Here is a 19714-nt window from a genome sequence, read left to right on the forward strand (position 1 = left end):
ACACGCCCCCCTCGCGCCGCGGGCCGCGCCGTCGCCGCACCAGAACTACGCGGCTGCCGTGCCCTTGACGGGCGCCGGGGATCACCGGAACTCATCGAGTCCCTGGAGGCATCCATTGGCACAGGCGGTACTGGCCGGCATCCGCGTCGTCGATCTGTCCGAACAGGTGCCGGGCCCCTACGCCACCCGTCTGCTCGCCGGTCTGGGAGCCGATGTCATCAAGGTGGAGCGTCCTGACTCCGGCGACCGGCTGCGGCACCGCCCGGTGATGTTCGCCGCGGAGAACCGCGGCAAGCGCGACCTGTCGATCGACCTGAAGGCACCCGAGGGCCGGGCAGCCCTCCTGCGGCTGGTCGCTTCGGCCGACGTCCTCGTGGAGGGCTACCGGCCCGGCGTGATGGAGCGGCTCGGCCTGGGCTTCGAGAAGCTCACCGAGACGAACCCGCGCCTCGTCTACGTCTCCATATCCGGGTACGGCGCCACCGGGCCGTACCGTGACCTGCCCGGCCACGACTTCCAGTACCTCGCCCACACCGGCGCCATCCCGGCTCCGCAGGCGTACTACGCGGCCGACTACGTACCCACCACCCTGCCGGTGGCCGACATGGGCACCTCGGTGTACTCGGTGCTCGCGATCGTCCTCGCCCTGCTCGAGAAGCAGCGCGACCCCGGCGTGTTCACCGCGTGCCACCTGGACATCGGCATGGCGGACTGCACTCTGGCGCTCATGGAACCGCGGATCGCCGAAGCGCTCAGCGAACCGTCCACGTCCGCGGCGCTGGTGCGTCCCGGTTACGGCGTCTACCTCACCGCCGACGGCCGCTATGTCAGCATCGGCGCGCTGGAGGACCACTTCTGGCAGCGCCTCGTCCGCGCGCTCGGCCTCGACCTGTTCGCGGGCGCGGAGTTCGCCGCCTACCAGGACCGGCGCCGGCTCATCGACCGGATCGACAAGCCGCTGCGGGAGCGGGTGTCCGAGTTCACCCGGGACGCGCTCATGGACCTCCTCGTGCTCCACGACGTGCCCGTGGCACCGGTCAACGACCTGCACGAGGCGGCCCGGGACCCGCATTTCCGGGCGCGCGGCATGGTCTACGACACGCCGGACGACGAGCACCCGCGCATCGCCGAATGGCCGGCCGTCCTCGACCGCTTCGCCGACCGCGGCCGTCTCACGCCGACTCCGGCGCTCGGCGGGCACAGCCGTGAGGTGCTGTCCGAACACGGGCTCGGCGACGCGGAGATCGATGCCCTGATCGCCTCCGGCGTCGTCCGCCAGGCCGACACCACGCCCGACCGCTGACCGTGCCGCGGCCCCGGCCGGCCGGCTGCCGCGATACGCACCCACGTCTCAAGGAGTGCTCATGGACTGGTCCTCGTACCGTCACCTCACCTTCGACTACCCGGACGACGGTGTCCTGCTGATCAAGATCAACCGTCCGGACCGGCTGAACGCGATGAACGCGCCGCTGCACACGGAGCTCAGCCAGGTGTGGCTGGACGTCGACAAGGACGACGACTGCCGCGCCGTCGTCATCACCGGGGAGGGCAAGGCCTTCTCGGCGGGCGGCGACTTCGAGATGGTCGAGGCGACGCTGGGCAGCTACCAGGTCGTCTCCCGGCTGTTCAAGGAAGCGGCCGACCTCGTCCACAACATCACCGACATCAGCAAGCCGGTGATCTCCGCGATCAATGGCACCGCCGTGGGTGCGGGTCTCGCCGTCGCGCTCACCGCGGACATCAGCATCATGTCGGAGACCGCCCGGTTCACCGACGGCCACCACAAGATCGGCGTGGCCGCCGGCGACCACGCGGCCTTCATCTGGCCGCTGCTGTGCGGCATGGCCAAGGCCCGCTACTACCTGCTGACCAACGACTTCGTCGACGGCATCGAGGCCGAACGCATCGGCCTGGTCAGCAAGTGCGCCCCGGCCGACGAGGTACTGCCCGAGGCGCTGCGGGTCGCCGCCAAGCTGGCCGCCGGCCCCCGGCACGCCACCGCCGCCACCAAGCGCACCCTCAACCACTGGATCCGGCACGCCACGCCGATCTTCGAGAACGCCCTGGCGCTGGAGATGCTGCAGTTCTTCAGCGACGACGCCCGCGAGGGCTACCAGGCGATGCGGGAGAAGCGCGCGCCGAAGTTCCCGTCGAACCGCGGGACGCAGGTATGAGCCCGGAGGAGCACGCCGGTCTCGTCGGCGACGACCGTCTCTACTTCGAGGACGTGCCGCTCGACCGGACGTTCGTCACGTCCGGCCGGACCGTCACCGAGGCCGACGTCGTCGGCTTCGCCGGCCTGTCGGGCGACTGGAACGCGCTGCACGTCGACGCCCACGCCGCGGCCGCGACGTCGTTCGGCGGGCGCATCGCGCACGGGCTGCTCGTGCTGTCGATGGCGTCCGGCATGACGACCCGGCTGCCGGTGCTGCAGGGCCTGCAGCCCTCCCTGCTCGGCATGACCGGCATGTCGTGCCGCTGGCCCGCCCCGACCCGGATCGGCGACACGCTCCGCATCGAGCTGACCTTCGTCAAGGCCGAGTACACCGCGAGCCGCACCCGCGGCCTGGTCACCGAGCGGCGGCGCGCGGTCAACCAGGACGACGTCGTCGTACTGGACAGCGAGTGGGCGCTGCTCGTCGCGGCCCGGCCCAGGGACGCCTCATGAGCGATGTCCATGTCGACACCGGGGACCACGTCGCGGTGATGACCCTGGACCGCGCCCCGGTCAACGCCCTGTCGTCCGCCTTCTACGGGGAGATCGCCGCCGCGCTGGAGCAGGTGGCCGGCGACGACACGGTGAACGTGCTCGTCCTGCGGTCCGCGAGCGGCAGGGCGTTCTGTGCCGGCGCGGACGTCACGGAGCTGGCCGGCCTCACCGGTCCGGCAGCGGAGGAGGCCGACGTACGGCGCCAGGAGCTGGCCCGCCGCGTCTTCGGGCAGCTGCTGGCGCTGCCGCAGCCGAGCATCGCCGTGGTGGACGGCCCGGCGATCGGCGCCGGAGCGGTCATCGCGTCCTGCTGCGACATGCGGATTGGATCGCGGCGGGCCGCCTTCGTCCTGCCCGAGGTGGACGTCGGGCGGTGTGGCGGCGGCCGGCACCTGATGCGGCATCTGCCGCAGGGCGTCGTCCGTCGGATGTTCTTCACCGCCGCACCGCTGACCAGCGAGGAAGCCCTGCGCTACGGCTTCCTCGACGCCGTGTACGACACCGGTGCGGAGCTGGCTCGGGCCGCGCTGGAGCGCGCCCGGGGCATCGCGGCCAAGAGTCCCGTGGCGCTGCGCCTGGGCAAGGCCGCCCTGGACGCCGCCGAACCGCTACCGGTGCAGGAGGGATACGCGGTCGAGCAGCAGTACACGCTGCGCCTCGCGCGCACCGACGATGCCCGCGAGGCGCTGGCCGCGCGCCGGGAGAAGCGCCCGCCGGTGTTCACCGGCAGCTGAGCAGGCTGTGCGGGCGGCGGCCAGGTGCTGTTCTCAGCGCCCGCTGTTCCTGTCCCGCAGCCAGCTGTCGAATTCGGCGGCGACGATGCGCTCGTCGTGCACGTCGGCCGCGTCGTCGGACGCCAGCCAGACGATGGGCGGGCCCATCACCGAGGACTCCAGGAGCGTATGTCCCTCGGGCACCGCGCCGGAAGGGATCATCCCCGTGTGCGTCCCCCCGCCGGGCAGCAGCAGGTTGACCCGGATGTCCGTGTCCCGCAGGTCGGCGGCCATGATCCGGGAGAGCGCCTCGCTGCCGGCCCGCGACGGCCCGTACGGGACGAACCCGGGCAGTCGCATGGTCGTATGGTTCATCGAGATGTTGACGATGCGGCCGTGACCGCCGGCGGCCAGCATCCGCTTCGTGACCGCCTTCGCCATCAGGAAGTAGCCGGTCAGGTTGGTCTCGATGACCGCGCGGAAGCCGTCGGCCGGCACCTCCCAGAAGCCCTGGGGGTCCGTCATGAAGCGCGGGTTGACCGTGCGCATGCCGATCCCGGCGTTGTTCACCAGCAGGTCGACGCCGCCGAGCCGCTGCCAGGCCTCGTCGACGGCCTTCTCCACCGACGCTTCGTCCCGCACGTCCAGCCCGATGCCGGTCGCGCCCGGGAGGCCGGCGGCGACCTCGCTCGCACGCTCGCCGGAACGGCCGGTCAGCACGACCGTCGCTCCCGACGTCGCCAGGGCGGAGGCCATGGCCAACCCCAGCCCGCTCGTCCCACCGGTCACCAGCGCCTTCATCGGACCACCTCCATCGTGCGAACCACCCGCTCGCGCTCGCGGGCCGTGGTCCGCGACAGCCCCGGGGACCACATGAGCACCACACTAGGCCTCGCAAGCCGGGCGAAATCGACGCGGGTCCGCCGTGCGGTCCGCTCCCCCGCGCCTGCGGTCCGGCTCGGGCCGGACCGCCACGAGCCGCCGGCGGGTCAGGTGACGGCGCCCGCCTCGCGCAGTGCGCGGATCGCCTCCGCGTCATAGCCGAGTTCGGTGAGTACTTCGTCGCTGTGCTCCCCGACGGCGGGCGGATAGCCCCACGGCCGGGCCGGTGTGCGGGAGAGGTGGACGGGGTTGTTCACGGTGACGATCTCGCCGTGGACCGGATGGTCGAGGACCAGCCGCATGTCGTTGTTCACCACCTGGGGATCCTCGAACACCTCCTCCAGCCGGTTCACCGGACTGCACGGCACGTCCCCGGCGTCCAGCAGCGGGACCCAGTACGCGGTCGGCCGCGCGGCGAAGGCCCGTTCGAGTTCGGGGACCAGGTCGTTCCGGTTGCGCACGCGGTCGGCGTTGGTCGCGTACCGAGGGTCGGCCCGCAGGTCCTCGCGCGCGAGCGCGTGGCAGAGGTTGATCCAGAACTTCTCGGTCAGGCACGCCACGACCATCCAGCCGTCGGCCGTCGCGAACACCTGGTAGGGCACGATGTTGGTCTGGGCGCCGCCCATCGGCCGGTAGGGCACCCCGGTGCGGTGGTAGGCCACGGACAGGTTCGCCAGCAGGGACACCTGCCCGTCGAGGAGGTTGACGCTCACCTGCTGGCCGGTTCCGTCCCGGTCGCGGACCCTGAGTCCCAGCAGGATCGCGTTCATCGCGAGGTAGGAGCACAGGAAGTCGCCGACCGCTGGGCCCACTTTCACCGGGGTGCGCCCCGGTTCGCCCGAGGTGCCCATGACGCCGCCGCGGGCCTGGGCGATCAGGTCCATGCCGGGCCGGCCGGCCAGCGGGCCGCTCTCGCCGTACCCGGTGATCGAGCAGTAGACCAGCCTCGGGTGGAGTTCGGCCAACGACGCGTAGTCGACGCCGAGCCGGGCCGCGGCGGAGGGGCGCATCGACACGGCGAGCACGTCCGCGTCTGCCAGCATCCGTTCCAGGACGCCGAATCCGGCGGCGGTCTTGAGGTCGAGGGCCATCGCGCGTTTGCTGCGGTTGACACTGTACGCGTAGGCACTCTCCCCCGGCCCGAACGTGTTGTCGATGCGGCGCAGCGGGTCGCCCGACGGGGGTTCGATCTTGATGACGTCCGCGCCGAAGTCGCCGAGCATCGAGGTCGCGTAGGGGCCGGAGGCGATCTGTGTCAGGTCGACGACCTTGATGCCGTCCAGGGGTTGTGTCATAGGGAGCTGCCTCAGTGCTGTCGGCGGTTCGAAAGGGCCGGGGGCGCCGGTGCGTGGACGGTCAGGTGTGCAGGTGGTAGCCGCCCGAGACGCACAGGACCTCACCGGTGATGAAGCCGGCCTTCTCGCCGGCGAGGAACGCGACGGCGTTGGCGATGTCCTGGGGCTGTCCGACGCGGCCCAGCGGGGTCTGGCGGGCCATCTCGTCCACGTACTCGTCGCCGTAGATCTTGCCGAGGAACGGGTTCCAGGCAAGGCCGGGGGCGACCGCGTTGACGCGGATCCCGTGGGGCGCGGCCTCCATCGCCGCGGCACGGGTGAAGCCCATGATGCCCGCCTTCGCCGACGCGTAGTGCGCCTCGCCCTCCGCGGTACGCATCCAGCCGGCGATCGAGGACATGTTGACGATGGCGCCGCCGGTGCCCTGGGCACGCATGATGTTCAGGGCGCGCCGGGTCACGAGGAACGGCCCGGTGAGGGTCACGTCCAGCACGGTCTGCCAGGTCTCGGTGGGCATCTCGTGCAGCGGCGCCAGCATGTTGATGCCGCTGTTGTTCACGACGATGTCGAGCTTGCCGTGCTGCTCCACGACGCCGTTCATGACCTCGTCGATCCGGCTTTCGTCCCGTACGTCGAGCGGGACGCCCGTGACGTCGGCGCCGGTGTCCTCGGCGATGTCGGCGGCGACCGACTCGGTGCGGCCGGCGTGCTGGTCGCTGATCACGACCTTCGCGCCCTCGCGGGCGAACGTGCGGGCGACGGCCTGGCCGATCCCGGCGCCGGCGGCGGCCGTGACGAAGACGACCTTGTCGGAGAACTCCATGGGGTCTGCGCTCCCTGTCTGGTGGGGTGTGCGGGTGGTGGGACGGTCAGATCCCGGTGATCAGCTGCCACGCGGCGAGGTCGCCGGAGACCGCCTGGGCGCCGAGACGGCCGGCCCAGTGGGCGGAGGTGCCGTCGGCGGCCGACCATTCCCACAGGCGGCGGGTGTAGCGCTGCAGCGCGTACTCCATCGTCACGCCGATCGCGCCGTGCACCTGGTGTGCGGTCCGGCCGGCCGTCATGGCCGCGGTGCCGCTGAGGGTGCGGGCGGCCGCGACGAGGGCGAGGTCGAGCGCCGGGTCGCTGTCCTCGCCGAGGGCCGCGTGGGCGGCGTCCACGAGGACGGCGACGCGCTGTGCCTCCGACGCCAGGCGGGTCAGGTGGGCCTGCACCGCCTGGAACCTGTTGATGGGCCGGCCGAACTGGCTGCGCTGGGCGGCGTACTCGATCGCGATCTCTGCGGTGCGCTGCAGGGCACGGGAGAGTGCGACCGACCGGGCGAGTGCGGCGCGGCGGCCCAGGGTCTCCATACCCGCCGCGTGGTCGAGGCCGGTGGGCACCAACTGCCGTACCGGGACGCCGTCGAGGTGCACGGCGCGCACCAGCGGTTCGCCCGCGGTGTCGGCTCCGGTGGCGGGCCGGGCGAGGCCGGCCAGCGCCACCGTGGCGACGTGCAGCTTCCCGTCCTGCTCGACGGGCACGACGAGGGTGGTGGCCTGGTCGGGCCAGCGGATCTCGTCGACGGTGCCGGTGAGCGTCGTCCCGTCGTCGGTGACGCGTACGGTTCCCGTGCCCACGACGGCCAGTTCGTCCGCCCAGGGGAAGGTGATGCCCGCCCGGGCCAGCAGCCATCCCGCCTGGACCGGGCCCTCGATGACGGGTGTGCTCGTCCCCGCGTAGGCGGTTCCCCGTACGATCTCCAACGCGTCGGAGAGGGAGCCGCCGCTGCCTCCGAGGTCCTCCGGCACCGAGACGCCGAGGTAGCCCGTCGTCCGCAACTCGTCGGACACGCGCAGCGATACGGGGTCGGCCCGGTCGCGCGGCACCGACCGGACGGCCGGATCGGGGTCGGCCGCGATGCGGGACGCCTGCTCGTACACGGTCTCGGCGAGCGGCGAGCCGAGCGCCCGGGTCCGGCCCGAGCGGGCCCACGAGCCGAGCTGCCTGCTCACCAGGAGGCGCAGCACCTCGTTGGTGCCGCCGGCCGTGGTGAACACCGCCGAGCGCAGCCGGTTGATGTCGAGGAACTCGTGGAGGCGGTCGGCGGCGGGTCCCGGCTCGATCCGCTCGTACCGGTAGACCCACAGCTGGTCGACCAGGAGCTGTTCCAGTTCCGTCCCGAGGTCCTTGGCCATCGCCGCCTCGGCGACGGGGGAACGGCCGTCGTCGACCATGCGTGCGATCGACAGGGACATGAGCCGCAGGCCCATCTGCTGGGCGATCACACTGCCGATGAGGTCGTGGCTGTGCTCCGGTGCGGCGACGTGCCGCCGCGACCGCACGAAGGCCTCGAACAACGGGAACGTCGACAGGTAGCGCTCCGGGCCGGCGCGCTCCAGGGCGAGTTCGGCGGTCAGCTGCTCCCAGCCGGAGCCCTCCTTGCCGATCAGCCGGTCGTCGGCGGCGAAGACGTTGTCGATGACGACCTCGTTGAAGTGCCGTTCCCCGTCCATGCCCTCGATCGGGTGGACGGTCAGGCCCTCGGCGTCCATCGGCACGACGATCAGGCTGAGGCCGTCGTGCTTGACGGCCGAGTCGCTCGTGCGGCACAGGATCTCGATGTAGTCGGCCTTGTCGGCGTCCGTGGTCCAGATCTTGCGCCCGGTGATCCGCCAGCCGCCGTCGACCTTCTGGGCGCGGGTACGGACCGAGGCGAGGTCGGAGCCCGACTCCGGTTCGCTGAACCCCCCCGCGATCAGACATCGTCCCGAGGCGATCAGCGGCAGGAGTTCACGGCGCAGCGTCTCGGGGCCGTTGGCCAGGAGGCTGGGGGCGGTCTGCCGGTCGGCGGTCCAGTGGGCGCCGAGCGGGGCGCCTGCGGCCAGCAGCTCGGAGATGACCAGGCAGCGCTCCACACCCGAGCGGGCCGCTCCCCCGTACTCGGCCGGGATGGTCATCCCCACCCATCCGCGACGGGCGAGCTCTGCGCTGAACTCGCGCGAGAAACCGCCGCGTGTCGGGCTCTCGGCGGACGGCGGGAAGGGCGCGGCCCGGGCGAACGCGCGTACCTCGGTGACGAGGGCGCGTTCGGTGCCGGTGAGTGCGATCGGTTCGAAGCCGAGGGGCTTGCCGTGATCACTCATGTCTCTCGGATGCTCCCTGCCGTGGGTGAGGTGTCGGTGCGCCGGGGACCGGTTGCCGCGACGTCCGGTCGTGTCAGTGGTCCGCGAGCAGCCCGCCGGGGTCGACCGAGCCGCGCAGCAGCGCGATCTCCTCGGTGGTCGGGGTGAAGGCCGCGGGCGGTGTAGCGGGCAGCGGCCATCCGGTGCGCTGCCCGACGTCGTGCCAGTCGACCGGGTGCAGCGCCAGGTCGGGGGTGAGCGTCCCGTCGTCGGCGGGCCTGAACAGGAGGTCGGGGGTGAGCAGGGCCGTCGGTCCCGCGTTGGGCAACCCGAGTTCCGTCCGGCCGCGGCCGCGGTAGGAGTGGCCGATGACGGAGGCGTAGTCGACCCGGTCGACCAGGGTGCGCCGGTCGTGGCGCTCGGTGTAGAGGATCGTGCTGCGGGCGGTGTGCCCCAGGCCGGTGTTGGCGAGCCCCGGTCCGCGCAGGCGTCCCGACGGGGTGTTCACCCAGTGCAGGTTCACACAGCCGTACCGGTCGATCTGCATGCCCCCGTAGAACATGACGTCGATGCCGAGTTCGGTGAGGGCGAAGACGTCGCTCATGTCGCCGATCGCGACCGGCTTGCAGTCCCAGCCGGCGGTGAACTCCGGGACCAGGCGGCGCGGATTGACATAGACGCCGGCTCCGAGCACGGTCAGCCGCGGCGCGTGCGTGGCCTGGGCCAGCAGGCAGGCCGCGAGCGGTACGGCGGAGGCGGCGCCGGTCAGGACGGTCGTGGCGTCCTTGAGTTCGCGCGAGATCGCGATGCTGATGCGCTCCCGGGGCGACAGTTCGGTGGTGTCCGTCATCTCAGCACGCCGCCCGTTCGAGTTCCCGCAGCCGGGCTGCGGGCAGCCCGGCCACATAGGTGTGGTGATCGACGTCGCAGTGCTGTGCGACGTAGTCGGAGAAGCCGCCCGACCTGACCTGTGCCTGGTAGCTGCGCAGATGTTCGAGGTCGGCGGTGTAGGAGCCGACGCTGCCCAGCGGATGCGCTCCGAACGGGGTCTCCACCACGTCGTCGACGAGGTACCCGGGGACGGAGACTCCGAGCCGCGCGGCTTCCGCGGTGCTGATCACCCTGTCGACCTGGGCGACGACATACCGGGCCGCGCGGGCGATGAGCACATCGGCCCAGCGGCTGCCGAAGTGGACCAGGTTGCCGTTCTCGTCCCCGAGCGGGGCGTGCAGCAGCGCCACGTCGACCCGCAGCGGTGCGGCGCCGGTGAGGCCGCCGGATGTCACGGTCAACGGGTTGTCGTCGACGAGGTCGTTGGTGCCCATGTGGTCGAGGACTTGGAGGGCGGCGTCGTGGTCGGCCGCGAGGTACCCGCCGAGGAGGAGTGCCTCGTCGCAGTCCTCGAACGTGACGGAGCCGTCCTCCGCGGCCCGCCGTGTGCACGGTGCCAGTCCCAGGCTCGCCAGGGAGATGTGCGGGATACGTACCGTGCTCACGCGGCCCGCCCCGATCAGGACGTCGGCGTCCCAGGAGGCGGCGGGCGCGGAGCACAGGAACAGGCCGGTGGTGCCGGCCCGGAGCAGGGCGCGCACCAGGGTGCCGGGGCGGTTCTCCAGCAGCATCCCGCCGAGCGCGACGCTGCTGACGTCGCGCAGACGGTGCTCCACATCGGGCAGGCTGATGATCGACATTGGATGCGGTGCAGCCCTTCGGTCCGGGCCGGGTCACTGCCGGCCTTCGTCTCACCCGTCGGCCGAAACGGCGGGATACAGAGCGCCCGTGCCCCCAGCGGCATGCCGGAGGCTTGGAACCTTCGGCAAATCTGCATTCATTTTAGGCGACATTCCAGATGACGGGAAGGGCCGCGACCGACAGATCGACGCGGCACAGGAACTCCAGTGAGGCACAGAAAGGGATCGAGTCTTCGCTGGTCAGCGAGGAATTTCCCGTCAAGCGCGCCGGGCGGGACCGGTACGACACACAGCCGGGGTAGGCGACGCGAGGCGCAATGGACTCGTTTCTGTATGCAGTACAGGCGGTCCGAGCCACTGACCGCGCCGCGCGGACACAGGTCCCGCGCCCCGGGGCGGGATCTGCCTCAGGTCCGGGGCGGCGCCGCCAGCCGCTCCCGCGCCTGGTCCAGGCTCGCCCCCTCGGCGATCATCCGGCGGCACTGGAGCAGCGCCTTCGGCCAGTTGACCACCGCCGCTGCACACAGTCTCCCGGCGGCGTCGGTGTGCAGGAGGGCGGCCCGGGGCCGCTGCGCCTCCAGGTCTCCGACCAGGGCCTCCTGGCCGCCGTCCAGAGGCCGTCCGATGAGCTGGAGCTTCCAGTCGTACTGGTCGGACCAGACGTAGTCGCTCGGTTGGTACGGCACCCGGGCATCGGGATGAGTGATGTTGAGCGCGGCACAGCGGGCCTGGTCGATGGCGTTCGTCCAGTGCTCGGAGCGCACCAGCGTGCCGAGCACCGGATGCGGCCAACGGGCCACGTCTCCGACCGCGTACACGCCGGGCGCACCGACCGCCGCCAGGTACTCGTCGCACACCACACCGTCGTCGATGGTCAGGCCGCTGTCCGCGAGCCATCCGACGTTGGGTGTCGCGCCGATACCGACGACCACCGTCGCGGCCCGCAGCCGCGTGCCGTCGTCCAGGGCCACGGTGAGATCGCCGGCCGCGCCTGTCACCGAGCGGACCCCGACCCCGAAGCGGGCGTCCACCCCGTGTCGCGCGTGCACCTGCGACAGGAGTCCGCCGAGCACGGGCCCGGCGACCCGGGCCATCGGGACCGCCACGGGGTCCACCACGGTCACCTCGCATCCGGCGGTGCGTGCGGCGGCCGCCGCCTCCGCCCCGATGAACCCGCCGCCGATCACGACGACGGAAGAGCCCGGCAGGAGGTGCTGCTTCAGGTTCGTGCTGTCCGCGAGCGTGCGCAGCAGATGTACACCCGACTCCGGTCGCCAGGGCGAAGGGCGGGCGGAGAGGCCGGTCGCGATCACGAGCGTGTCGTAGCCGACGACGCTGCCGTCGGCCAGTTTCACCCTGCGCGCGGTCGTGTCCAGGCCCGCCGCCGCCACGCCGAGCCGCAGCTCGATCCCGGCCGCCGTCGCGTCCGCCTCGCCGAGCAGGGCGATGCGTTCACGGTCCCACGCCCCGGCGAGTATCTGCTTGGAGAGCGGCGGGCGGTCGTACGGCCACTCCGCCTCCTCGCCTATCACGGTGACGGCGACATCGGCGTCCGCTTCGGCCGTCAGGGCCTGCGCCGTGCGGATGCCCGCCACCGACGAGCCCACGACAACCACCTTGTGCGCCACGACGACCTCCCTCACCTCGACCGGCGGCTGGGTTGTTGACGCGTCCCGGCCCGCCGCATACCGTAACTCGTGAAAACATTTTTGCATACATAAAGGAGGATGCCGTGCCCTTCACCGCACGAATCGACCGTGACGCCTGCGAAGGCCATGGCCTGTGCATCCTCGACAACCCGGCCGTCTTCGAGATGGACGACGACGGCTGCGCGACCGTCGCCGTTCACGAGGTGCCCGACGAGCGCCGCGCGAAGGTCGAAGGGTCCGTCCGCGGCTGTCCGGCGGGGGCCATCAGCATCGATTCCTGATGCTGTTCGTCGAGCCGTTCCGGTCGGGTTCAAGAGGTCAGGTGGGTGACGGCGTGAGGTCACGTCCGCTCGCACCTCCTGCCGGAACAGAGCGCGGTACTCCTGGGGCGAGGTGCCGACACGTCGGTGGAAGGCTGCGCGCACAGACGCCGGATTCCCGAGTCCGGTCAGTCGCCCGATCCGCTCGATGGGCTCTGTGGTGGCTTCCAGCGGTTCGCGCGCGCGGTCGATGCGTGCGTCGGTCAGCCAGGCCATGGGTGAGGTCCCGGTCTCGTTGCGAAAGCGGCGGACCAAGGTGCGCCGAGCCATGTGGGCACGTGCGGCGAGATCGTCGACGGTGATCGTCGCTGCCATGTTGTCGAGCATCCAGTCCCGGACGGTGGCGAGTTCCTGGCTGCTGGGCCGGCCGCACCGGTGGCGGAGAACCCTGTGCGGGCCACGGGCACGACCTGCTCGTACGTCGAAACCGTCAGCTCGTAGTTCGGGTCCATCGAGAAGATCTGCGCCGCGATGCCCAGCTCGAGCGGCAGCACACCGGGCAGGCTCAGTACGCAACGTGGTGACGCAGAGACACGGCCGCATCATCGGAGATGATGGCCCAATCGTAGCGGAGCAAGGCCCACGGGCCACTGTCTGTGGACGGCGGCGGCAGCTTAGGTTCTGACCATGAACGATCCTCTGGTTGTACCAACCGGCGACATCGCCGAGGCAGCCCTCGCGATCCTGCACGAGACGGTGGACCAGCAGATTGCCGAACACAGCCTGCGCAGTTTCTACTTCGCACGGCTGACCGCTCAGCAAGAAGGCCTGCTGACCGATGCGGCATACGACGAGGACCTGCTGTTCGCAGCCACGGTCATGCACGACCTCGGGCTGGGGACGCTTGCCGGGGGCCATGCCCGATTCGAGGTCGAAGGCGCGGACCTCGCCGCAAAGCTGCTGGCTGAGCACGGGGTCCCTGACGGTGACATCAGCCGGGTCTGGGAAGCCATCGCCCTGCACAGCTCGCTCGGCCTCGCCGACCGCATGGGCCTGCTGACCTACCTGACCCACAAGGGCGTCTTCACCGACGGTGGCCGCTTCACCGAGCTTTCCCCCGAACTGCAGGAGCCCGTGCGTCTCGCCTACCCGCGGTCGCCCGATGACCGCTCGCTTCAGGCGGCCATCGTCAAGCACGCCCGAAAGTCTCCGAAGGCGGCGCCGCCCTTCTCCATCGCGGCTGACCTGCTCAGGCAAGCAGGCGGCTGACGAGAGCCAGAGGCAGCCCGGCGGTACACACGAGTCGACCGAGAGCCGGGCGCTTCGATCGGTCGTGGCCGGACTCAACGCCAAGCCCCGAATCAACTCCGCCGCCCGGGCCCACGGCGCCGACCGCGGCGCCGCCTGGGCCGGACCGGCCAGGGCGGTTGCGCCGGCAGGACCGGCCAAGGCCATTGCGTCGGCCCGCACCGGTGGTGGGGTTCGCGCCCTGGTCGCCGGCCCCGGACGACGGTGAGCGGTCGCGCTGCCGTGTGTCCACCGTCGTCCCGGCTTCCGGCCTTCTGTTCCCGGCCTCCTGACCGTCCGGGAGGACGTCCTCGTCAGGCGGTCTCCGCCACCGGCTCCCTGTCCTGGCCGGTGTTGCCGAGATAGTGGTCGAAGACGTCTCCTCGCGCGTCGGCCGCGGCGCCGCTCCAGACGACTCGGCCCCTGCGCAGGATGTGGCACTCGTCGGCGATCTGCAGCGCGCGGTGGACGAACTGCTCGATGACGATGAGCGAGACACCCATGTCGATGGCCCGCTGCAGGCCCTCGAACACCTCGTCCACGACGAGCGGGGCGAGCCCCAGCGAGATCTCGTCGGCGATGACCAGGCGCGGCAGATGGGCGAGGATACGGGCCAGCGACAGCATCTGCTGCTGGCCTCCCGACATGGTGCCGGCGATTTGGGTGCGCCGGTCGGCGAGGATCGGGAACAGCTCCATCGCCCGGTCCGTCGCCTGCGCCCGTTCCGCCTTGGGCGCCGTCTGCACGGCGATGCGCAGGTTCTCCGCCACCGTCAGCGCGGGGAACACCCCTCGTCCCTCGGGCAGATGGGCCAAGCCGAGCCGCCGGATGCGGTGGGCGGGCAGGCCCGTGATGTCGGTGCCGTCGAAGACGATCCGGCCGGAGCGCGCGGGGACCAGTCCGCAGACCGCGCGGGCGAGCGTGCTCTTGCCGGCGCCGTTGGCCCCGAGCAGGGCCGTCACCGCGTTCCCCGGCACCGACAGGGATACTCCGCGGACGGCCGTGGCGTTGCCGTAGTCGACGGCGAGGTCCTCGATCCGCAGGACGGGCTCGCTGCTCGACGTCGTCCGGGCCCGTGCGGTGCCCGCCACGGGCTTCCTGGTGGTCGCCGCCGCCCGCGGGCCGGGTTCCGGGACGGCTTCGACCTCGCCCAGGTAGGCCGAGCGCACGGTCTCGTCCGCACGGATCTCGGCGGGCGTGCCCTGGGCGATCAGCTGCCCGAAGTCGAGGACGTAGACCCGGCTGGAGAGGCCGAACACGATCTCGACGTCGTGCTCGACGAGCAGCATCGATATGCCGCGCGTGGCGACGATCCGGGCGAGGGCCTCGGCCAGGACCCGCGACTCGCCCGCGTTGAGCCCCGAGAAGGGCTCGTCGAGCAGGACGGCCCGGGGGCCGGTGGCCAGGGCCCGGCCGATCTCCACGAGGCGGCACATGCCCAGCGGCAGTCCGGCCACCGGAAGGTCCGCCGCGTCGGCGAGGCCGAGCAGGCCGAGGATCTGTTCGACGGCGGTCAGCTCGCCGGGTTCGGTGCGCAGGTGGCGGCCGGTGAACGGGTCGCTCCAGGACCGCGAGGGCTTCTCGTCCAGGCGGTGGGCGAGCAGGAGGTGGTCGCGCACGGTGAGGTCACCGGAGAGTTCGGGATGCTGGAAGGTGCGGGCCAGCCCGTGGCGGACCCGGCCCTGCGGGGTCATGCCGGACACCTCTTCCCCGGCGAGCAGGACGGTGCCCTCCTGTGCGTGGACGTTGCCCGACAGCACGCCGAGCAGGGTCGACTTGCCCGCGCCGTTGGGGCCCAGCAGGCCCACGACCGTGCCGGCGGGCACGTCGATGTCCACGTTCTGCAGGGCCTTCAGGCCACCGAAACGGACCGACACGCCCCGCGCCGAGAGCACGGTCCGCGTCGGATCCGCCACGGCCATGGGCACGGGCGTGGGGGCAGGCTCCGCCGTGGGGAGGGCCGGCCGGGCCGCCGGGACGGCCGGTCGCGCCGTGTCGTCCTGCCGTGTCTGCGGGCGCAGCCTGCGCAGCAGTGCACGGCCGGCGCCCCGCAGCTGGCGGCCGTTGAGCGTGATGACGCCCTCGGGGTTGCGGGCCAGCAGCACGGCGCCGACGCCGAACAGCAGGTCGGGCACCGGGCCGAGACGGACCGGCAGATAGGAGCTGAAGATGTCCGGCAGGAAGACGAAGAACAGGCCGGAGGCGAGTGCGGCGTTGTTCGTACGGGTGCCGTTGGTGACCAGGACCGCGAACCACACGAGGCCGGCGATGGTGCTGTAGGAGCTCGGCAGCGCCGACCCGTTGTAGATGGCGAGGAAGCCGCCGCCGAAGCCGGCCAGCATGGCGGCCACCATGAAGACGGCGGTCTTCATCCGCAGGACGCTCACGCCCGTGGCGCGTGCGCCCGTCTCCGACGAGCGCAGTGCCCCGAGCGCCAGGCCGGTCGTCGAGCGGCGGACGGCGGCGATGACCAGGCCGGCCACGACGAACATGGCGAGCATGAAGTAGGAGAAGGCCCGGTCGTCCGAGGCGAATCCCGGCCGGTCGACCGTGACGCCGACGCCGAACTGGACGAACCGGTCGGCGGTGAAGACCACGGAGGACAGGAACAGGCCCACGGTGAGGGTGACCAGGGCGACGTAGAGGTTGCCCATCCGGACCGTCAGGGCGCCCACGACGAGGCCGCCCACGCCGGCCAGCAGACCGCCGATCAGCACGCCCAGCAGGACGGGGAGGTGGAAGACGGTCGCCACCTGGCCGGTGGTCAGCGCGCCGACGCCGGCGAAGCTGATCTGGCAGAGCGAGATCAGGCCGGCCTCGCCCGTGAGCAGCGTGTAGGAGAGGAAGACGATGCCCATGGCGAGGGCCTCGGCGACCAGTCCGACGCGGTAGCCGGTCAGGAGCAGGGGAAGGACGGCCGCGACGGTCAGGAACAGGTTCCGCGGGACGAGCCCGGCCAGGCCGGTGGCCGCGCGTACGGCGAGCGGTCCGCCGCGGCGGACCGTCCCGGCCGCTCCCGGGGCGGCGGTCCCCGGTGCCGTGGCGGTGGCGCGGTCCAGGCTGCCGCCCGTGCGTTCCCGGCCGACCGAGCCCCGCCAGGAGTAGACCAGCAGGAAGACGAGCACCATCGCGAAGGGGATGCTGGAGATGACGTCGGCGGTCCACTTGCTGGAGGCGGGCAGCAGCCACTGGAGCAGGGAGCCGACGATCCCCATGAGGACGCCGACGCCGACGGCGAGCGGCAGGCTGCGCAGCCTCGCGGCGACGACCGCGGCGAAGGCCGAGGCGGTGAGCAGCGTGTAGTTGTCGACGGAGCTGACGTTGAGGATCGGTGCGGCCAGCACGCCGGCCAGACCCGCGAGGAACGTGCTCGCCGTCCACACGCCGACGGCCACCCGTGCCGGGCTGATGCCGGACAGCGAGGTCAGGGCCTCGGAGTCGACGGTGGAACGCACCATCAGACCTACCCCGGTGCGGCGCAGCACGTAGGTGCCGACGGCGAGCACGACGACGATGCAGGCGTACGCGATGATCTGGTCGAGGGTGACCGTGGCACCGGCGAAGTGGTAGACCTGCACCGGCTTCGGGGCGAGGCCGGGCGAGGTGAGGATCGCCTTGTTCCCGAAGACGAGTTCGGAGGCGGCCGTGATGGCCACCGACAGGCCGATGGTCGAGGCGACCTTGGTCAGCGAGCTTGCCTGGGTGAGGAACCGGAACAGCAGGTAGTGGAACGCCACGCCGAGCAGCGGGCCGACCACGCAGATGGCCACGACGGCGGCCGGTGCGACCGGCCAGCCCTGCTGGACGTTGAGGAAGTAGTAGAACCGGGCGATGAAGAAGGCGATCGAGCCGAAGGCGAAGTTCAGCACGCCCGCGGAGACGTAGGTGACGACGATGCTGGCAGCCGAGATCGCGTAGATCCCTCCGAGCACCAGACCGGCGAATACGTAGCCCAACATTGATTGCTCCTGTGCCGAATGCTGCGGCGGCTGCCGACGGGTACCGTCAGTGGTGAAGCGAGACCGGCAGGGTGGCCGGGCCGTTCAGTTGCACGTGCGGGTAGCGGGTGGCCGGGCCGGTGCGGCGGACCTCGCCGAACCGGTCGAGGAGGTGGCGGAAGAGCGCCCGTGTCTCCATCCGGGCCAGGCCCGAGCCGAGGCAGAAGTGGGTGCCGAACCCGAAGGAGGCGTGGTTGGCGCGCTCGCGGGCGGGGTCGAACCGATCGGGCTCGGTGAAGTGGGCGGGGTCCCGGTTGGCCGCCGGGTAGAGCATGTACACGCGGTCGCCGGCCTTCAGTTCCTTGTCGGCGACGCTGGTGTCGGCGGTCAGGGTACGGACGAAGCCGCGGGCGGGCGGGGACAGCCGCAGGACCTCCTCCATCGCGGTGTCCAGCAGGGCGGGGTCCGCCCGCATCGCCTTGGTCTCCTCCGGGTGGTCGGCGAGGTGCCCGGCCATGGAGGAGAGCAGCAGACGGGTGGTGCCGCCGTTCGACATGAGGGTGGAGACGTGCGCCAGGACCACCGCGTCCGGCACGTCGCCGCCGTCCAGCCGCGACCTGAAGAACATCGAGATCATGTCGGTGCCGGGGTTCTCGCGCTTGGCGGCGATCCGGGCCCGCAGGAAGTCCTTGAGCTCGTCGAAGCGTTGGCCCGGTCCCTCCAGGTCGGCGATGCTCTCGACCCTGGTCAGGTCCTCCAGCGCCGTCACCCAGGTCATCATGCGCGAGATGTCGACCTCGGTGACGCCGAGGATCGCCGCGGCCACGTACAGGGGCAGCCGGGCCGCGATCCGCTCGACGAAGTCGAACGACGCTCCGGGCTCGACCTCGTCGACCAGTTGTCGGCAGAACGTGTCGAGCGCCTCCTGGAAACCGTCGAGGTAGCGCGGGGCGAGCGTCGGCGCCATCAGCCCGCGCAGTTGCTTCTGCCGGGGCGGGTCCTTGGTGATCACCAGTTCGCCGTCCGGTTCGTTGAACCGCTCGAACGCGGCCAGCGCGCCGTCACGGGCCATGCGCAGCTGGTTGAGCGTCAGGCCCCCGGTGTTGGAGAACAGTTCCGGGTGGGTGGAGACGTGCCGTACGTCGTCCATCCGGGTCAGCAGGTGCACGTCGAGGGGTTCGTAGTGGAACGCCGGGGCCTCCTGGCGCATCCTGGCGTACACCTCGAACTGGCGGTCGGTGTAGAAGTCGAAGTCCTCGACCTGGACGAGGTCCTTGAGTGGTGTGGTCATCCCAGTGCTCCGCCTGCGTCGAGCGTGAAGGTGCTGCCGGTGATGTAGCGCCCGCTGTCGGCGGCGAGGTAGAGCACCGCCGCCGAGACGTCCTGGGGACTCAGCGCGAAGATCCCCATGGCGTTGTGGGTGCGCGCGGACGCCTCGAAGTCCTCGCGGGTCGGGTCGGCCAGATCGGGCCGGAAGAGCCGGTACATCGGCTCGTTGAGGATCATCGGTGTCTCCACCCCGGTCGGGTGGATGGTGTTGACGCGGATGGCCTGCGGGGCGAGTTCCTTGGCCAGGACCTTCATCAGCCCGACCAGTCCGTACTTGGACGCGGTGTAGTGGGCGATGTTGCCCGAGATGATCTCGGTGGCCGCGGAGCTGGTGATGATCACCGAGCCGCCCCGGCCCCCGGCGCTGATGTGCGGGATCGTCGCGCGGCAGGTCTTCCAGACACCGGTGAGGTTGATGTCGATGGTGTCCTGCCAGGTCTGCTCGTCCATCGTGAGCGTCGGCGACGGCGTGCTGATGCCGGCGTTGGCGCAGACGATGTCGAGCCTGCCGAACCGGGCGACCGCGCCGTCGACCGCGCCGCGCAGCGCGGCCTCGTCGCGTACGTCGGCGACGGCGGTGACGACGGTTCCGCCGACGGCCTCGACGTCCTTGGCGGTCTGCCGCAGGTCGTCCTCGGTGGACAGCGGATACGGCACGCTGCCGATCGTGGTGCACGCGTCCAGGGCGATGATGTGCGCGCCCTCGCGTGCGAGAGCGACCGCGTGGCTCCTGCCCTGGCCGCGGGCCGCCCCGGTGATGCAGGCGACCTTGCCTTCCAACACGCCCATTGTCTCCGCCCTTCGGGGATGTCTCGGGGACGCGATCCGCTCACCGGGCCCGGTGAGCGGTCCCTCG

General features: G+C 71.4%; 16 protein-coding genes and 1 pseudogene. 6 read left to right on the forward strand and 11 right to left on the reverse strand.

What is annotated here, in order from left to right; genetic code table 11:
• Positions 1 to 115 precede the first annotated feature (115 nt).
• The 4 genes from ACFWXC_RS35715 (at position 116) to ACFWXC_RS35730 (ending at position 3444) form a co-directional block, all read left to right on the forward strand.
• On the forward strand, positions 116 to 1303 hold the full coding sequence (locus ACFWXC_RS35715; RefSeq protein ID WP_384485302.1) for a CaiB/BaiF CoA transferase family protein: 1188 nt from the start codon (positions 116 to 118) through the stop codon (positions 1301 to 1303).
• A gap of 61 nt (positions 1304 to 1364) precedes the next feature.
• On the forward strand, positions 1365 to 2174 hold the full coding sequence (locus ACFWXC_RS35720) for an enoyl-CoA hydratase/isomerase family protein (protein ID WP_384485304.1): 810 nt from the start codon (positions 1365 to 1367) through the stop codon (positions 2172 to 2174).
• On the forward strand, positions 2171 to 2668 hold the full coding sequence (locus ACFWXC_RS35725; RefSeq protein ID WP_384485306.1) for a MaoC/PaaZ C-terminal domain-containing protein: 498 nt from the start codon (positions 2171 to 2173) through the stop codon (positions 2666 to 2668). The genes ACFWXC_RS35720 and ACFWXC_RS35725 overlap by 4 nt, the downstream gene beginning before the upstream one ends.
• Positions 2665 to 3444, forward strand: a complete 780-nt coding sequence (locus ACFWXC_RS35730) for an enoyl-CoA hydratase-related protein (RefSeq protein WP_384485308.1) — start codon at positions 2665 to 2667, stop codon at positions 3442 to 3444. The genes ACFWXC_RS35725 and ACFWXC_RS35730 overlap by 4 nt, the downstream gene beginning before the upstream one ends.
• 33 nt (positions 3445 to 3477) lie before the next feature.
• On the opposite strand, the gene ACFWXC_RS35735 is transcribed toward ACFWXC_RS35730, so the two are convergent.
• From ACFWXC_RS35735 to ACFWXC_RS35765, 7 genes are all read right to left on the reverse strand, one after another.
• Positions 3478 to 4224: an SDR family NAD(P)-dependent oxidoreductase gene (locus ACFWXC_RS35735; RefSeq protein WP_384485310.1), complete on the reverse strand. Its 747-nt coding sequence runs from the start codon at positions 4222 to 4224 to the stop codon at positions 3478 to 3480.
• A gap of 188 nt (positions 4225 to 4412) precedes the next feature.
• Positions 4413 to 5600, reverse strand: coding sequence for a CaiB/BaiF CoA transferase family protein (locus ACFWXC_RS35740; protein ID WP_384485312.1), 1188 nt, complete (start codon positions 5598 to 5600; stop codon positions 4413 to 4415).
• 61 nt (positions 5601 to 5661) lie between these two features.
• Entirely contained in the window at positions 5662 to 6423 is a 762-nt protein-coding gene (locus ACFWXC_RS35745) for an SDR family NAD(P)-dependent oxidoreductase (protein WP_384485314.1), read from the reverse strand.
• Positions 6424 to 6469: 46 nt separating this feature from the next.
• Positions 6470 to 8725, reverse strand: coding sequence for an acyl-CoA dehydrogenase family protein (locus ACFWXC_RS35750; RefSeq protein WP_384485316.1), 2256 nt, complete (start codon positions 8723 to 8725; stop codon positions 6470 to 6472).
• Positions 8726 to 8798: 73 nt separating this feature from the next.
• On the reverse strand, positions 8799 to 9554 hold the full coding sequence (locus ACFWXC_RS35755; protein ID WP_384485318.1) for a CoA synthetase: 756 nt from the start codon (positions 9552 to 9554) through the stop codon (positions 8799 to 8801).
• A 1-nt stretch (position 9555) separates the two neighbouring features.
• On the reverse strand, positions 9556 to 10395 hold the full coding sequence (locus ACFWXC_RS35760; protein ID WP_384485320.1) for a CoA transferase subunit A: 840 nt from the start codon (positions 10393 to 10395) through the stop codon (positions 9556 to 9558).
• Positions 10396 to 10802: 407 nt separating this feature from the next.
• Positions 10803 to 12023: an NAD(P)/FAD-dependent oxidoreductase gene (locus tag ACFWXC_RS35765; RefSeq protein ID WP_384485322.1), complete on the reverse strand. Its 1221-nt coding sequence runs from the start codon at positions 12021 to 12023 to the stop codon at positions 10803 to 10805.
• Between the two features lie 104 nt (positions 12024 to 12127).
• On the opposite strand from ACFWXC_RS35765, the gene ACFWXC_RS35770 reads away from it, so the two are divergent.
• Positions 12128 to 12325 carry a ferredoxin gene (locus tag ACFWXC_RS35770; RefSeq protein ID WP_384485324.1) on the forward strand — a complete coding sequence of 66 codons (198 nt, stop codon included), beginning with the start codon at positions 12128 to 12130 and terminating at the stop codon, positions 12323 to 12325.
• Between the two features lie 102 nt (positions 12326 to 12427).
• On the opposite strand, the pseudogene ACFWXC_RS35775 reads toward ACFWXC_RS35770, so the two are convergent.
• Positions 12428 to 12910, reverse strand: a pseudogene (locus ACFWXC_RS35775) (helix-turn-helix domain-containing protein); the annotation flags it as partial.
• An 81-nt stretch (positions 12911 to 12991) separates the two neighbouring features.
• Here ACFWXC_RS35775 and ACFWXC_RS35780 point away from each other — a divergent pair.
• Positions 12992 to 13573 (forward strand): HD domain-containing protein, encoded by a 582-nt coding sequence (locus ACFWXC_RS35780; protein WP_384485326.1) that lies wholly within the window; start codon positions 12992 to 12994, stop codon positions 13571 to 13573.
• Positions 13574 to 13905: 332 nt separating this feature from the next.
• Here ACFWXC_RS35780 and ACFWXC_RS35785 read toward each other — a convergent pair whose 3' ends face one another.
• The 3 genes from ACFWXC_RS35785 to ACFWXC_RS35795 are packed head-to-tail and all read right to left on the reverse strand — an operon-like array spanning position 13906 to position 19647.
• On the reverse strand, positions 13906 to 17550 hold the full coding sequence (locus ACFWXC_RS35785; RefSeq protein WP_384485328.1) for an ATP-binding cassette domain-containing protein: 3645 nt from the start codon (positions 17548 to 17550) through the stop codon (positions 13906 to 13908).
• A 46-nt stretch (positions 17551 to 17596) separates the two neighbouring features.
• Entirely contained in the window at positions 17597 to 18820 is a 1224-nt protein-coding gene (locus ACFWXC_RS35790) for a cytochrome P450 (RefSeq protein WP_384485330.1), read from the reverse strand.
• Positions 18817 to 19647, reverse strand: a complete 831-nt coding sequence (locus tag ACFWXC_RS35795) for a mycofactocin-coupled SDR family oxidoreductase (protein ID WP_384485332.1) — start codon at positions 19645 to 19647, stop codon at positions 18817 to 18819. Before ACFWXC_RS35795 ends, ACFWXC_RS35790 begins: the two co-directional genes overlap by 4 nt.
• Positions 19648 to 19714: the final 67 nt, after the last annotated feature.

Source organism: Streptomyces sp. NPDC058683, from assembly GCF_042716195.1.
Lineage (GTDB): Bacteria > Actinomycetota > Actinomycetes > Streptomycetales > Streptomycetaceae > Streptomyces.